At 60.7% G+C, this 15,405-nt stretch carries 13 protein-coding genes; 6 read left to right on the top strand and 7 right to left on the bottom strand.

The genetic code is table 11. The features are described 5' to 3' along the window. Window positions 1–59: 59 nt before the first annotated feature. The 5 genes from ytfR to PY308_RS11690 all read left to right on the top strand — a co-directional run bounded on the left by ytfR (window position 60) and on the right by PY308_RS11690 (window position 5,756). Window positions 60–1,583, top strand: coding sequence for a galactofuranose ABC transporter, ATP-binding protein YtfR (ytfR, locus tag PY308_RS11710; protein WP_275782583.1), 1,524 nt, complete (start codon window positions 60–62; stop codon window positions 1,581–1,583). Beyond that, complete coding sequence (locus PY308_RS11705; protein ID WP_275782580.1) at window positions 1,580–2,578, top strand: ABC transporter permease; 999 nt, start codon at window positions 1,580–1,582, stop codon at window positions 2,576–2,578. The genes ytfR and PY308_RS11705 overlap by 4 nt, the downstream gene beginning before the upstream one ends. Further along, a complete protein-coding gene (gene yjfF / locus PY308_RS11700) occupies window positions 2,575–3,543 on the top strand; it encodes a galactofuranose ABC transporter, permease protein YjfF (protein WP_275782577.1) in 969 nt (322 codons plus the stop codon). The genes PY308_RS11705 and yjfF overlap by 4 nt, the downstream gene beginning before the upstream one ends. A gap of 12 nt (window positions 3,544–3,555) precedes the next feature. After that, window positions 3,556–4,317: a FadR/GntR family transcriptional regulator gene (locus tag PY308_RS11695; RefSeq protein WP_275782575.1), complete on the top strand. Its 762-nt coding sequence runs from the start codon at window positions 3,556–3,558 to the stop codon at window positions 4,315–4,317. A gap of 164 nt (window positions 4,318–4,481) precedes the next feature. Beyond that, entirely contained in the window at window positions 4,482–5,756 is a 1,275-nt protein-coding gene (locus PY308_RS11690; RefSeq protein WP_275782573.1) for a hemolysin family protein, read from the top strand. A 152-nt stretch (window positions 5,757–5,908) separates the two neighbouring features. Here PY308_RS11690 and PY308_RS11685 read toward each other — a convergent pair whose 3' ends face one another. The 6 genes from PY308_RS11685 to PY308_RS11660 are packed head-to-tail and all read right to left on the bottom strand — an operon-like array spanning window position 5,909 to window position 11,579. After that, window positions 5,909–6,055 (bottom strand): hypothetical protein, encoded by a 147-nt coding sequence (locus PY308_RS11685; RefSeq protein WP_275782571.1) that lies wholly within the window; start codon window positions 6,053–6,055, stop codon window positions 5,909–5,911. Window positions 6,056–6,111: 56 nt separating this feature from the next. Then, complete coding sequence (locus PY308_RS11680; protein ID WP_275782570.1) at window positions 6,112–7,329, bottom strand: molybdopterin molybdotransferase MoeA; 1,218 nt, start codon at window positions 7,327–7,329, stop codon at window positions 6,112–6,114. A 1-nt stretch (window position 7,330) separates the two neighbouring features. Beyond that, window positions 7,331–7,825, bottom strand: a complete 495-nt coding sequence (gene moaC, locus PY308_RS11675) for a cyclic pyranopterin monophosphate synthase MoaC (protein ID WP_275791102.1) — start codon at window positions 7,823–7,825, stop codon at window positions 7,331–7,333. Further along, the gene (gene trpC, locus PY308_RS11670; protein WP_275782568.1) at window positions 7,825–8,637 is read right to left on the bottom strand and encodes an indole-3-glycerol phosphate synthase TrpC; all 813 of its coding nucleotides are present in this window, start codon (window positions 8,635–8,637) and stop codon (window positions 7,825–7,827) included. Before trpC ends, moaC begins: the two co-directional genes overlap by 1 nt. 11 nt (window positions 8,638–8,648) lie before the next feature. Then, entirely contained in the window at window positions 8,649–9,662 is a 1,014-nt protein-coding gene (trpD, locus tag PY308_RS11665; RefSeq protein ID WP_275782566.1) for an anthranilate phosphoribosyltransferase, read from the bottom strand. A gap of 18 nt (window positions 9,663–9,680) precedes the next feature. Further along, window positions 9,681–11,579: a peptidylprolyl isomerase gene (locus PY308_RS11660; RefSeq protein ID WP_275782563.1), complete on the bottom strand. Its 1,899-nt coding sequence runs from the start codon at window positions 11,577–11,579 to the stop codon at window positions 9,681–9,683. A gap of 363 nt (window positions 11,580–11,942) precedes the next feature. On the opposite strand from PY308_RS11660, the gene PY308_RS11655 reads away from it, so the two are divergent. After that, window positions 11,943–13,589: a Na/Pi cotransporter family protein gene (locus tag PY308_RS11655; protein ID WP_275782561.1), complete on the top strand. Its 1,647-nt coding sequence runs from the start codon at window positions 11,943–11,945 to the stop codon at window positions 13,587–13,589. Window positions 13,590–13,592: 3 nt separating this feature from the next. Here the strand turns inward: PY308_RS11655 and PY308_RS11650 are convergent, their stop codons facing one another. Next, window positions 13,593–15,344, bottom strand: coding sequence for a hypothetical protein (locus tag PY308_RS11650; RefSeq protein ID WP_275782558.1), 1,752 nt, complete (start codon window positions 15,342–15,344; stop codon window positions 13,593–13,595). Between the last annotated feature and the right edge of the window lie 61 nt (window positions 15,345–15,405).

The following is a 15,405-nucleotide window of genomic DNA, read 5'->3' as shown; positions in this document are numbered from 1 at the left end:
ACCACTGCCGTCGATATCGGCCGTGAACGACCTTCCCATCCCCACCAGAAGCCAATGCGATGCAAAACAAGACAGATGACATTCTCATCGCCGCCGGGGTCGTCAAAACCTTTCCCGGGGCGATCGCCCTGGACAAGGTCGATTTTTCCCTGCGCCGCGGTGAGGTCCACGCACTTCTCGGGGAGAACGGCGCGGGAAAATCGACGCTCATCAAGTGCATGACCGGCGCCTATCGCCGCGATTCAGGTGCTCTGCTGCTCGACGGCGTCGAGATCGACCCGCGCGATACGCTCGATGCACAGAAGCTTGGAATTGGCACCGTTTACCAGGAGGTCAATCTTCTCGGTAATCTGAGCGTCGCGGAGAATCTCTTTCTCGGCCGCCAGCCGCGTCGCTTCGGGATGATCCGCACGGGCGAAATGAAGACCCGTGCCGAGGCGCTACTTGCCCAATACGGCGTCGATATCAACGTTTCGGCCGCGCTCGACAGCTATTCCGTTGCAATCCAGCAGGTGGTGGCGATCGCCCGTGCCGTTGATCTGTCCGGAAAAGTGCTGATCCTCGATGAACCCACGGCGAGCCTGGACGCGCAGGAAGTCGAGATGCTGTTCAGGATCATTCGCGGCTTGAAAGCCCGTGGTCTCGGCATCGTCTTCATCACCCATTTCCTGGAGCAGGTGTACGATCTTTCCGACCGCATTACAGTGCTGCGCAACGGCAAGCTTGTTGGAACGCGAGACATCGCCTCCCTGCCGCGCAAGGAACTCGTCACGATGATGCTGGGTCACGAACTGCTCGCCGCCGAAAAAGCGGTCGCCGCCACGGAAGCAGAAGCCGGCCCGGTACATTACCGCTTTTCCAATTATGGCAAGGCTGGCAAGATCAAGCCATTCGATCTGGACGTCCGCAAGGGCGAGGTCGTCGGCATCGCAGGCCTGCTCGGTTCCGGCCGGACGGAAACGGCCGAACTGCTGTTCGGTGTCCACAAGGCTGACAGCGGCACGGCCGAGATCGGCGGACAGACGGCCAATCTCTCCTCGCCGCGGGCGGCGATCGCAGCCCGATTCGGCTTCTGCCCGGAAGATCGCAAATCCGACGGCATTATCGGCGAACTTTCAGTGCGCGAAAACATTGCTCTTGCGCTGCAGGCGCGGCGCGGCTGGGCCCGCCCGCTGTCGAGCGCGGACCAGAATGCGCTCGCCGACCGCTACATCAAGGCTCTCGACATCCGTACCAGCGATCGTGAAAAGCCGATCCGCCTGTTGTCGGGCGGTAACCAGCAGAAAGCCATTCTGGCGCGATGGCTGGCGACCAATCCGGAATTTCTCATTCTCGACGAGCCGACGCGGGGCATCGATGTCGGGGCGCATGCCGAGATCATCAGACTGATCCAGGACCTGTGTTCGCAGGGCATGTCGCTGATTGTCATTTCCTCCGAACTGGAAGAACTGGTGGTCTACAGTTCGCGGATCATCGTTCTGCGCGACCGCAGCCATGTGGCCGAGTTGACCGGCAACGAAATCACCACGGACCATATCGTCAATGCCATCGCTGCCGCACCCGGCGCGGGAGAACATGCATGATCGAGAATGCACGACGTCTCGGATGGCGGCTGCTTCCGCAACTGATCGCGCTGGCGATCATCCTGTTCCTGATCTGGATCGTATTTCCGGGGTTTTTCTCGATCCAGGTCCAGAATGACCGCCTCTATGGCAGCCTGATCGATGTTCTCAACCGCGGTGCCCCGGTAGCACTCCTCGCTGTCGGGATGACCGTGGTTATTGCCACCAAAGGCATCGATCTCTCGGTAGGCGCGGTGATGGCGATTTGCGGCGCGGTTGCCGCCGCCTCCAGCGTGCGGGGCGATCCGCTTGTCCTAACGCTGGTGTTGGCTGTGGGCACGGGACTGATCTGCGGGCTCTGGAACGGCTTTCTCGTGTCCGTTCTCAATATACAGCCGATCATCGCGACACTGGTGCTGATGGTCGCGGGCCGCGGCATCGCGCAGCTCGTGACGGAAGGGGCCATCCTCACGTTCAACGATCCCGGGCTGATCCATATCGGCAGCGGCTCGTTTGCCTGGTTGCCGATGCCGGTGGTCATCTGGCTCCTGTTCGGCATCGCCGTGGCGCTTCTCGTCCGGCGTACCGCGCTCGGCATGCTGATCGAGGCAGTCGGCATCAACCGCCGCGCCAGCACGCTTTCGGGCATTCAGACACCGCTGCTTTTGATGGCCGCCTATATGCTTTCGGGGCTTTGCGCTGCGATCGCCGGACTGATCGTCACAGCCGATATCCGGGGCGCCGACGCCAACAATGCCGGGCTGTGGCTGGAACTGGATGCGATCCTCGCCGTTGTCGTGGGCGGCACATCGCTGCTCGGCGGCCGGTTCAGCATCATCGCATCGCTGGTGGGCGCCATGATCATTCAGGCCGTCAACACGGGCATTCTTCTGTCCGGTTTTCCGCCGGAGTTCAACCTGATCATCAAGGCTGCCATCATCGTCATCATCCTCGTCATCCAGTCGCCGCGCGTGCAGGCTGGCGTGACCTTCCTCAGCCGAAAATCCGCCCGATGAACCAGAAATATCTCCCGCTGATCGCAACGATCGTCATCTTCGTCCTGTCCTACGCCGCCTGTGCCGCGCAGTATCCGAACATGCTGTCCACCCGTGTGATCGGCAATCTCCTGACGGACAACGCATTTCTGGGCATCGCGGCCGTCGGTATGACCTTTGTCATCCTGTCGGGTGGCATTGATCTGTCGATCGGGTCGGTCATCGCCTTTACCGGTGTTTTCCTCGCTGTCATGCTGGAAGGGACAAGCATCCATCCCCTTGCAGCCTTCGTGCTGGCGCTTCTGATCACCACCGCGTTCGGGGCGATCATGGGCGCAATCATTCACTATCTGGAAATGCCGGCGTTCATCGTGACGCTGGCCGGCATGTTTCTGGCGCGGGGGATGGCATTCGTCCTGTCCATCGATTCCGTGCCGATCAAGCATCCGTTCTACGCGACGATGAAAAGCTTCTACTACAAGCTTCCGGGCGGCGGCCGAATCTCGCTGATCGGCGGTCTGATGCTGCTTGTCTTTCTCATCGGCATCGTGATCGCGCAGCGCACGCGTTTCGGCACCAATGTCTATGCACTCGGTGGCGGTCCGCAGACATCCGCGCTCATGGGCGTTCCCGTCGGGCGCACGACCATCCTGATCTACGCGCTGTCCGGCTTTCTGGCCGGCCTTTCCGGGATCGTCTATTCGCTCTACACCTCGGCAGGCTACTCGCTGGCAACGGTCGGCGTGGAGCTTGACGCGATCGCGGCCGTGGTCATCGGAGGAACCTTGCTCACCGGCGGCGCCGGGTTTGTCGGCGGAACGCTCGTCGGCGTCCTGATCCAGGGCCTGATCCAGACCTACATCACCTTCGACGGCTCGCTGTCGAGTTGGTGGACCAAGATCTTGATCGGCGCCTTGTTGTTTGCTTTCATTCTGATGCAAAAAGCTATTCTGTTCTTGTCGCGTCAGAAAAAGAGCCATTCCTGAGGGGGAACGTGTTTGCGTAAGGGCTTGCTCGAAACCGTCATTGCCGGCGCCAGGACACGCACCAGCCATGCCCAGGTGGTGGACGAGATCGGAAAGGCAATCGTATCCGGCGAGTTCCCCGTCGGCTCGATCCTTCCGGGTGATCCGGAGCTTGCGCTGCGTTTCAAGGTTTCCCGCACGGTTCTGCGCGAAGCAATGAAGACACTGGCGGCAAAGGGAATGATCGTGCCGCGCGCGCGGATCGGCACACGGGTCACTGTTCGGACCCAGTGGAACCTGTTCGACGGGGACGTCCTGTCCTGGCATTTCAATTGCGGCGTCAGCGACGAGTTTCTTTTTCATCTCAGCGAAATCAGACTGGCGTTCGAGCCCCATGCAGCAGCGCTTGCGGCCATCAATGCCTCGGATGCCGAGATCAGTGGCATGATGAGGCTGGCGGTTGCGATGGGAGATCCCCAGCACACGGCCGAGACGCTGGCCATGGCCGACCTCCGATTTCATCTGGCCGTTGCGGAGGCGTCCGGAAATCCGTTCATGCGGGCTGTCGGAAGCCTGATCGAAGCCGCCCTTGTCGGCATCTTCAAGCTGAGCTCTCCGGCTTCGGGCCGGGAGTTGATCGACGAAGTGGCGCGCAATCACATCCGCATTGTCGAGCAGATCAGCCGCCGCGACGTGGCAGGCGCCCGCGCCGCGATGGAAAATGTTATCCGTCTCGGCCGCGAGCGTGTGCGCACTGCTGTCGGCGAAGCTGCGGACCCTCAACTGACACATTGACGCCCGAAACCGCGCCGTCCTGGCATTTTGGCCCTTCATTCGATCATGTATGGCAATTCTGCCGCTAGCGGCTTGCTGCGGCCGCGTCTTCCGCCTATTTGATAAACCCAATGTCGCCGGCGCAGATCATGCGCCTCGACTTCCATCAACGGTGTCTGAGGGTTATGTCCGAACTGATTGTCATTTTCGTGCTTTTGTTGATCAACGCGTTTTTCGCGCTTTCGGAAATGGCAATCGTATCGGCAAGCCGGCCTCTGCTGCGTCAAATGGCCAAGCAGGGCAACAATCGCGCCGAACTGGCGCTGCAGCTTGCTGAAGATCCGGGAAAGTTTCTGTCGACCGTTCAGGTCGGCATCACGCTTGTCGGTACGCTGGCCGGAGCCTATGGCGGCGCGACCATCGCCGACAAGCTTGCGCCGAGGCTGGACGGCATTGCCTGGATCAACCCGTATGGTAGCACGGTCGCCGTCGCGCTGGTCGTCACTCTGATCACCTATCTGTCCGTCGTCATCGGAGAACTCATTCCAAAGCAACTCGCGCTGAAGAATTCCGAAGGTGTTGCGATGTTCGTCGCAGGGCCGATGTCGGTTCTGTCGCGGCTGGCCGCGCCGATCGTCTACCTGTTCGAAACCTCGGCATCGCTGTTCATGCGGCTTTTCGGCGTTTCCACCGATAGCGATCAGGTGACGGAGGAGGAGGTCCAGGCGATCATGGCCGAAGGCGTCGAAAGCGGTGCCATCGAAAAATCGGAGCATGAAATGCTTCGGCGGATCATCCGGCTGGGCGACCGCAATGTAAAATCCATCATGACGCACCGGACGGAAGTAAGCTTTATCGACGTCGGCGATTCCATTGAGGTAATCCGTAGCAAGGTTCAGCAGTCCTCGCACTCCCGCTACCCTGTGACGGATGCCAATGGCGAGGTTCTCGGCGCAATCCTGGTCAAGGAAGTGCTGAACACGCCGGCGCGCAGCTTCGATATCCATCAGTTCATCAAGGACATCCACACGCTTCCGGAAACCACCTCCTGCCTGAAGGCGCTGGAAGCCTTCAAGTCGTCGCGCATCAATATGGCGATGATCGTCGATGAGTATGGCAGTATCGAAGGCATCATCACCATCGCCGATATTCTCGAAGCCATCGTCGGCGTCCTGCCGTCGAATTATGACGATATCGAACACGCGCTGATCCGGCCGCGCGACGACGGCTCCTATCTGGTCGACGGACGGACGCCGATCGACGAAATCCACCTGACGATCGGGATCGATGAAATCGATTCGGACGGCAATTACGAGACTATCTCCGGCTTCCTCGTGCAGCAGTTGCGCAAGACCCCGGAAGAAGGAGACGTGACGGAGGCCTTCGGCTACCGGTTCGAGGTCATCGACATGGACGGGCGGCGGATCGACAAGATTCTCGTGTCGCGGGCGGCGCGTTAAAGTACCGAACGAAAAAGGCCGGGAAAACCCGACCTTTTGCTGTTTGATGATCGCCTGCTAGTTCATCCGTAGTCAGGTCAACTGAGACGATATTCGACCGCTTCGGTTAATAAAAAGTTAACGCCGCTGCGCGTCGTCGCTTCGATCCGTCTCTAGTTTTCCTGAACCGAAATTCCGCCTTCGCCGATCTTGAGTTCGATGCCGTCGGGCTTCGATTCCTTATCGTAAACATAAAGGCCAAGGCCGACGACGGCGACGAGCAGTCCGCCGATGATCATATAAAGCAGGTTGCGATTCACATTTATTCCTTTCATGCGGGTTCAGAACAGGCACTATGCGCCAGGCGGACGTTTCGCTACATGGTGCGTAGAACCAGAATATCGGCAAGCGATCCTGCGACGGCTTCAGGGGCGAAGGGCGGCCGGATGATCAGACAATCCGATTGCGAAAAAATGTTCACCATGGACGAATCCTGCCGCGCGAAAGGCGTGGCGACAGACATGCCATCGGCGGGGCGGGATAGCCTCGCGCGGACATAGTCCTGCCGCTTGTCGTTGGGGGGAAGCGCGGTTGCGATCCTCGCTTGCGACTGCCGGTCGCGGCCGGGCAGGGAGCCGATATGGCGCACGAGCGGCTCCAGGAAAAGATAGGCGCAGACGAGGCTGGAGACCGGATTGCCCGGCAAACCGAGGACGGTGATCGCGTCCAGCTTGCCGACCATCAGCGGTTTTCCGGGTCGCATGGCGATCTGCCAGAAATCCAGGACCATGCCACTGTTGACGAGCGTCGATTGGACAAGATCGTGGTCGCCGACGGATGCGCCGCCGAGCGTTACCAGAACATCGGACTCTGCCGAGCGGGCCTTTGCGACCGCCGCTGCGATGGCCTGCCGATCGTCGGGCACGATGCCGAGATCGATGACCTCACCGCCGTTCTCGCGGACGATGGCGGCAACGCCATATGTATTCGACGAGATGATCTGATCGGGACCCGGCCGGCCGCCGGGCGCCAGCAATTCGTCACCTGTCGCAAGGATCGCGATCCTCGGCCGTGCATGAACGGGGAGTTCCCCGTGATTCATGGCCGCAGCCAGCGTCAAACGGCCGGCATCCAGAACATCTCCGGCGCGCAACAGACTATCACCGGTCGCAAAATCCTGTCCCTTGGGTCGGATATGGCGGCCCTTGGCAGGTGCGAAATGGGTGCGGATGCGGCCGTCGCCGATGGTTTCGATATCTTCCTGAATGATGACCGTGTCGGCGCCTGCAGGAACCGGAGCGCCGGTAAAGATGCGGACGACCTGACCTTGCCCGACATGGCCGGAAAAGCCGCGGCCGGCAGCAGATTGTCCGATGACGGTCAGTTCGATACCTTCCGTCGCAAGATCGGCATGGATGCCGGCATAGCCGTCCATCGCGGAATTGTCGAAGGCCGGGTGCGTGAGCCGGGCTGCTAGGTCCTCCGCCAGCACGCGCCCATCTGCTTGATGCAGCCCGACCATTTCCCCGCGTCGGACCCGCGGTGCCGTTCGCAGCAGCCGCTCAAGCGCTTCGGCAACGGCAAGCAACGCCATGTCAGCCGCTTCCTTCCATCCGGACATAGTCGCCGGAGCGTCCACCGGATTTTGCCACCAGCCGGATGCCGCCGATTTCCATCTCGCGGTCCGCAGCTTTCGCCATGTCGTAGATTGTCAGGCAGGCGATGCTGACGGCCGTCAGGGCCTCCATCTCGACGCCGGTGCGACCCGCCAGCTTCGCCATCGCCTGAATGCGCAACCCGGGCAGGGCTTCGTCCGCCGTGATCTCCACCGAAACCTTCGTCAGCATCAGCGGATGGCAAAGCGGGATGAGATTTGCCGTCTGTTTGGCGGCCATGATCCCCGCAAGGCGCGCCGTCGCGATCACGTCGCCCTTCTTCGCATTTCCCTGCAGGACCAGATCCAGTGTTTCCGGCAGCATGCGGACATAGCCTTCGGCCTTGGCGACACGTTCGCTTTCGGCCTTGCCGCCGACATCCACCATGTCCGCCTCGCCGCCGGCGCCGATATGGGTGAGCGAGAGATTGGCCATCATTCCGCCGCCAGAGCGTCCGCTCCCGTCAGAAGCAGGCGGGTTGCCGCCGTAACATCGGATTTCCGCATCAGGCTTTCACCGACGAGAAACGTCGAGATGCCGGTTTTGGCGAGACGTGCACAGTCCTCATGGGTGAAGATGCCGCTTTCTCCGACCAGAAGGCGGTCGGCCGGGACAAGGGGCGCCAGTTTTTCCGACAAGGCGATATCGACCTTGAAGGTCTTCAGGTTGCGATTGTTGATGCCGATAAGCGGCGAGGCAAGCATGAGTGCACGCTCCAGCTCCGCTTCGTCATGAACTTCGATGAGAACATCCATTCCAAGGGAGAAGGCTTCGTCCTCCAGCTTCCTTGCTGTGTCCGTGTCGAGCGACGCCATGATCAGCAGGATGCAGTCAGCACCCCAGGCACGGGCTTCGTGAACCTGATAGGTGTCAAACATGAAGTCCTTGCGCAACGCCGGAAGGGTGCAGGCATTGCGCGCCACCGTCAGGTAGTCCGGCGCGCCCTGGAAACTGGGGCCGTCAGTCAGCACGGAAAGGCAGGCCGCGCCGCCGTCTTCATAGGCCCTGGCAAGGGCCGGTGGATCGAAATCGGGGCGGATCAGCCCCTTCGACGGGCTCGCTTTCTTGATTTCGGCAACAAGACCAAAAGCCCCCTCGGCCTTCTTGTTTTCCAGCGCCTTCAAAAATCCGCGCGGTGCATCCTGACCGGCCGCCATGGATTTCAGGTCGGCAAGGCTGATGCGTGCTTTCGCGGCAGCGATTTCCTCGCGCTTGTAGACTTCAATTTTCTGCAGGATGTCAGCCATCAAAGCCTCCTTCAAGACGCGTTCGACACGCTGACGAGCCGTTCGAGCGCGGCCTTCGCCGCGCCGCTCGCCAGCGACCGCCGTGCAAGCAGCATGCCTTCGCCGACATCTGCGGCACGTCCCGCAATCACCATCGAGGCCGCAGCATTTGCAAGCGATATGTCCCGGTAGGGCGTCTCGTCCCCATCCAGAACACCCTTCAGCGCAATGGCATTATGGGCGCCGTCACCACCTTTGAGAGAAGACAGCGAAACGGTTTTGAGACCGAAATCGGTCGGCGTCAGTTCGAAATTGCGGATCGCGCCGTTTTCCAGGGCTGCCACCTGAGTCGTCCCGGTCGTGGTGATTTCGTCCAGGCCTTCGCCATGCACGACCCAGACACTTTTCGAGCCGAGATCGCGCAGCACTTCTGCGACGGGCACGACCCATTGCGGTGCGAAAACCCCGACCAGCTGCCGGGTGACGCCGGCCGGATTGGACAGGGGGCCGAGCAGGTTGAAAATCGTCCGCGTGCCAAGCTCCACCCGGGTCGGGCCGACATGACGCATGGCCGAATGATGCTGCTGGGCAAACATGAAGCCGACGCCGGCCTCGGTGATGCAGCGGGAAATGACGTCCGGGCCGATATCGAGCTTCACGCCGAGGCAGGAGAGGGCGTCTGCCGTGCCCGACTTGGAACTCAAGGCGCGGTTGCCATGCTTGGCGACGGGCACACCTGCACCAGCGACAATGAGCGCCGCCAGCGTCGATATATTATAGGTACCGGCGCCATCTCCGCCGGTACCGACGATATCGATGGATTCTTCCGGTGCCTCAACGGTCAGCATACGAGCCCGCATCGCCTCGACGGCGCCGACGATCTCGTCCACTGTTTCTCCCCGCACACGCAGTGCCATGAGAAAACCGCCGATCTGCGAGGGCGTTGCTTCACCGCACATGATGATTTCGAAAGCGGCGCGTGCGTCCTCCCGGTTGAGGGCTTCGCCCGCTGCCGCCTTGGCAACGAAAGGCTTCAAATCCGGCATGCCAACCCGTCTCCCGAATTATTGCTGTTGTTGCGACAAGGCGAGCTCGGCAAGCTGCTGATTGATCGTCACGCCGTAGCTCTTCTGAAGTTCGCTGACCATCTCGTCCAGAATATCGTCGCCGCTCGCCTGGGCGATGGCTTCGATCTGGCGGTCATCGCTGTCGAGCGCATCGACGGGAGCGTTGGTATCGACCTCCGTGACTTTCAACAGGATCTGCCCTTCGCCTCCGATGCCGGGCGCGCTGGCGATCAGGCCGTTCGGTCCGCTGAACGCAGCGGTCACGGCCTGGGGGCTGAGAGACGCATCTTCCGCCGAGCGGCGTAATCCGCTTTTCGTCTCGACGGCGATGCCGAGGTCTGTCGCGATCGCGGCCAGGGTCTCGCCTTTTTCGACACGGGCCTTCAACTCCGCCGCCTTCGCGGAAAGAGCTGTCCGCTGCTGTTCCGCTGTCCAGTCGGCAACAGCCTTTTCGCGGGCCTCGTCGAGCGTCCGGTCGCGCGATGGCGTGACCTGTTCCACTTCGAACCAGACATAGCCATCACGGCCGAGATTGACCGGCAATGTTTCGGTGCCGGGATCGGCCTTGAACGCCTCTTCGAGCAAGGTTTTTGCCTCAGGAATGCCGACGATTTCCTCGCCGGTCGCATCGTTGCCGCGGGCATCTACGGCATCGAGGGTCACGCGCTTGAGATTGGTCTGCGTCGCCGCCTCCGCCAGCGAGCCGCCGGTCACGCGCGCATCCTCGAACTTGTCATGGATCGACATGATCTCATTGGCGGCATTGCCGAGCGCGATGTCCTGGCGCAGCTCTTCCTTGACCTCGTCGAGGCCGCGCACGACTTCAGGTTTAATATTCGTCACGCGCAGAATGACCGGTCCGAAGGCACCTTCGACCACCGGGGTGGTCTGGCCGTCCGCGACAACCGCAAAGGCCGCCTCGGCGAGCTTCGGATCAGGCATGCGATCGCGCGTGAAGTCGCCGAGCAGAACGTCTGTCGCAGTTTTCCCCGAGGCGGTGACAATTTCGTCGAAACTGGCGCCCGAGGCGATTTTGGCCGCTGCAGCGTCTGCTTCGGCTTTGGAAGCAAAGGCCAACTGTTCGACCGTGCGCGTTTCCGGCGTCAGAAAGCTCGCCTTGCGCTTGTCGTATTCGGCCCGGATTTCCTCGTCGGTGACATTTGCAGGCGTGGCAATGTCGGACGGCTCAAGCTTGACATAGCTGATCTTTCGGAATTCCGGCGCGCGGTATTCCGCCTTGCGGCTCTCGAACCAAGGCGTCAGCACTTCGTCGGAGGGTGCCTTGACCGGATCAATATTGGCATTGGAAAGCAGGAGATACTCGATCGCACGGGTTTCGCTGCGATAGGTCTTCAACGCCTCGGTCAGGATTTTCGGCGCGGCGTAACCATCCGAGAGGGCTTCCACCACCTGCGAGCGGATGGCCACCTGGCTGCGATTGGCGATATAGTCCTGTTCGCGCAGGCCGGCATTTCTCAGCACGCTCGAGAACCGCAGGCGGTCAAACCGCCCGTTCGAACCGTGAAAGGCAGGATCTTCGCTGATCAGCGTCGCCAGCCGGTCCTGCGACAGGCCCAGATTCATCTCGTTTGAAAGCTGATCGAGCGTCGCACCGGCTACGAGCTGTGAATAGACTTGGGATTCGACACCGATTGCCTTGGCCTGGTCGCGGCTGAGGCGCGTGCCGAACTGTCGCGACAGCTGGGCGATCTGACGTTCATAGGCCAGACGGAAATCGCTCGGCGAGACCTTCACATCCCCGACCGTGACCACGGCGTCGGCCGTGCTGGTGACAAGAGATGCCGAGACACCCCAGACAGCGAATGACAGGACAAGAAGAACCATCAGGCCTTTGACAACCCAGGTCTGGGAGCCTCTTCTCAGCAATTCAAGCATGGGACTGCGTACCTCGTCGTATTTCGAGGCCGCGAACGCGGCCGGTTCCGTTCCTTAGAGCAAACCGATAGGGAATTGAAGGGGGAGAGACAGCCAAAACCGCGCCCGGCCTGCGGATAAGGTCGAGCGATGTCGCTATCCCCTTGCGCTGTGCGGAACCCTCGGTTTCGATTGCGGGACATGCTCCGGACGCCATGGCGCACAAAGACCGGTGCATGTCGGAATCATTAGCCGGCAACGGAAAAATATCTGTCACCATCGCCGCCTGCTTCAATGTCGGTACGGTAAAAACTGGTACTGTTCCCATCCGCCTGCATCGAATCGTCCCCCGGCGATCAACGGCGGCGGAGCCGGAGAGTCTTCATGGAATCGACAATCATCATGGTCAACCTCGCCGGTGCAGTGGCATTGCTTCTGTTCGGGTTGTCGCAGGTCAAGGAAGGAGCCACCCGCGCTTTCGGCATCAGGTTGCGAACCGGGCTCGCGCAGGGGACAAGCAACCAGTTTCGCTCGTTTGCCGCCGGCTTCGTTGCGACGGTCGCCCTTCAGAGTTCGACGGCGACAGCACTGATGATCGCGTCTTTCGTGGAGAAGGGGCTGGTGCGCGCACGTATGGCGCAGATCGTTCTTTTGGGCGCCAATGTCGGAACCGCGGTGACGGCGTGGATCGTCGCCGCCGGCATCGGGTGGCTCTCGCCCCTGGCGATTCTGGCCGGCGTTGCCCTCAATCGCGGTGGACGATCCAGTGCGCAGCAGGCAGCCGGGACAGCGCTCGTGGGCATTGGGCTAATGCTTCTGTCTCTGCATCTTCTCGGTCTGGCGACGGAACCGATGCGGCATTCACCGGCGCTGGCGGCGTTTCTCGGGATGCTCGACAGTGCCCTGCCGGTCGCGCTGCTGTTTGCGGCGGGTCTCGCGTTCGTTTCGTCTTCCAGTCTTGCCGTGGTGGTTCTTATCCTGTCGCTGTCCACCGCCGGCGTGCTCTCGTCCGGCCTCACGATTGCGCTCGTGCTCGGGGCCAATCTCGGCGGCGCCGTCGCACCCTTCGTCGCGACGCTGTCTGCATCCGCATCGGCGCGCCGGGTAACCGCGGGCAATCTTGCCGTTCGGGCAATCGGCTGTCTGATCGCGCTCATGGCTGCCGAACCGGCCGCAGCCTTTCTGCAATGGCTCACCCTTCCCGTTGAGAAACTGCCGGTCGATGTGCATCTTCTGTTCAACATTGCTCTTGCAATCGTCGCCTGGCCTTTTTCAGGCGTGCTGTCCGGCGTCATGCAGACGCTTATCGCCGATGATCCAAAGGACGAAGCAGGTCCCCTTTATCTCGATGCGCGCGCCTTATCGACCCCGGTCATCGCCCTGTCCGGCGCAACACGGGAAGTCTTGCGAGTCGGCGATCTGATCGAGGCTATGCTGATCGCGTCGATGAAGGCCTTCGACGGGAACAACCTCAAGAACCTCTACGATATCGGCAAATCCGAAAGACAGGTCGATATGCTTCAGCAGGAGGTTAAGGTTTATCTCTCGCGGCTCGGACGTGACGGTTTGAGCGACGAGCAGGGACGTCGAACCATCGTCGTCATCGACTACGCGATCAATCTCGAACATATGGGCGATATCATCGAGAAAAGCCTCGCCGGGCAGATCAGGAAGAAAATCGAAAAAGGCTTGAGATTTTCAGACGAAGGCTATCAGGAGCTGATGACGCTGTTTGCTTTGACGATCGACAATCTGAGGATCGCCCAGACAATCTTCGTTACCCGCGACGCCGATCTGGCACGTCATCTGATGGAAGTGAAGGTGGAGGTTCGGCACATGGAGAAGCGGTCGTCGGAGCAGCATCTCGAACGGCTGCGGGACGGCCGTGCCGACAGTCTTCAGACAAGCTCGGTGCATCTGGATATCCTTCGCGACCTGAAGCGGATCAACGCGCATATCGTATCCGTTGCCCATCCCATTCTCGACGAAAGCGGGCTTCTGGTGGAAAGCCGCCTCAGGCTGTCGCGATAGATTTCAGGTTTTCGGATCCAGCGCCTTGCGCACGAAGGCATCGAAACAGGGGGTCAGCGTGATGCGGCGATGGCCTGCCGCCAGGATCGGTTCGTAAAGATTGAGCAACGCCTGGCGTGCCGTGGTCGGCGGACATGTCGGATAAAGAGCGATATCGACCGCGCCGACGGATGCGCGGACATCCGCGTCTGCCGGAGGCACCGCGCGATAAGGATCTGCCCCGATAGCTATATGTTTGGGAGCATGACGATCCATCAGCCAGGGGAATGGGTTGGTGAAGTCGATCGTCATCACCGTTTCGAAGCGGACATTGTTGGCAGCCTCGAAGGCCGACAAGGCGGATACCGCCTCATCCATGGTCTGAAGAAGCAAAATCTGGAACTCGAAGTCGCTGTAAAGCAGGAAAGACGGCAGTTCCCCCGCGGTCGCCAGGGCCTGGTAGGTGTCCCTGTACTGCAGATAGTTGGACCTTAGCCGCCCGGCGCGGATTTCTACGATGTCCCGGGCGCGAACGGCGCCGAGATTTTTCAGGTTGCGGTTTTCGAGAGCCTGATAACTGAGAGACCCCACCCAGGCGCGCGCCGCCTTCTGTACAACGACCACTGCAGGCGGCAGGGAGGCGGCCATTGCCAGAACAAGGATCGCCGCGAACCGCCGTGACGCGCCGCATCGCCTGTAGCTTTCGAGCAGGATGGCCAGGAGAAGCGGCCAGAGAAAAATGAAAGCCTGGCTGCCCGTGTTCTGGCTTTCGAACACGAGGCCGGCGATCAGGAACGCAGCAAGCCAGATGAATGGCTGGTCCGCGATATCAGCAAACCGGCCGAAGCCGGGCTTCGCCATGAAGGCAACCATGTCAGCGCGAAACCTGCCGAAGCCGATGACAAAGAGCCAAAGGCCCAAAAGCACCGTGGACAGCACGATGCCGAAATTGAGAGATGCCGCCTGCAACAGGCGGGGCAGGAGGCTGCTGTCGTTGATGGCGAGCAGGGACAGGATATCCGAAAGATAGGCTGAAACGGCGCCGGAGCTGCCTTCCAGGAGGGCGATCGACGCCAGGAATCCCAGGCCGGCGAGGATTGCCGCGCGAAAACTCAGCCGGCCCGCCACGAAGGCCATCAGACACAGAATAGTGCCCGCGGCCACACCGGTGATCTTCGTGAAGAAAAGCCCGAGCATGGCCACGGCCGTCACTGCGGCCAAGGTTTTCCATCCCCTCATGAAGACGAGCGCCGCCGAAAGGACATAGAGAAGCTGGCAAATCTGGCGGTTGTAGATGCCGAAGCCGTCGGAGCCGGGATAGGGATAAAAATCGCCGGTATTGAACGGCAGAACCGAAAAGAGCAGGAACGGCAGCAGAACGCCATAGGCAAGCGCAGCCGATCTTTTCCGGATATTCCAGACGATCAGCGCCATCAAAGGCGCGGTTACCGCCAGCAGGGACCAGCTCGACAAGAGGAGCGGGTGGCCTTTTGGAAAGACATAGAGCCAGCCGGCGAAGAGATAGTAGCCCAGCCCTCCCACCGGCGCGAAGAAGTCCACCGACGGGATTTGACCATCGAAAATACGATTGGCGGCATCGAGATAGATATAGTGATCCCAGAACATCGGTCCCACCGGCATTGCCAGGGTTCCGGCAAGCGCCAGCGGCAGGCACAGGAGGACCAGGAACAGCAGGATCAAAGGAGAGCGGGCAAACACCAGATGCTCCTTGGGGCCTGTTTCGGCAGGAACTGTTTCGATTGCTTGAAGCGTCATGTCAGTTCTCGCCGGAAATCCTGTTGCGTCGCCTGTCGCTTATGACAGGATCCAGTTTTCT

This window comes from Pararhizobium gei (genome assembly GCF_029223885.1).
GTDB lineage: Bacteria > Pseudomonadota > Alphaproteobacteria > Rhizobiales > Rhizobiaceae > Pararhizobium > Pararhizobium gei.
This window is presented reverse-complemented; position numbering and strand designations above follow the sequence as displayed.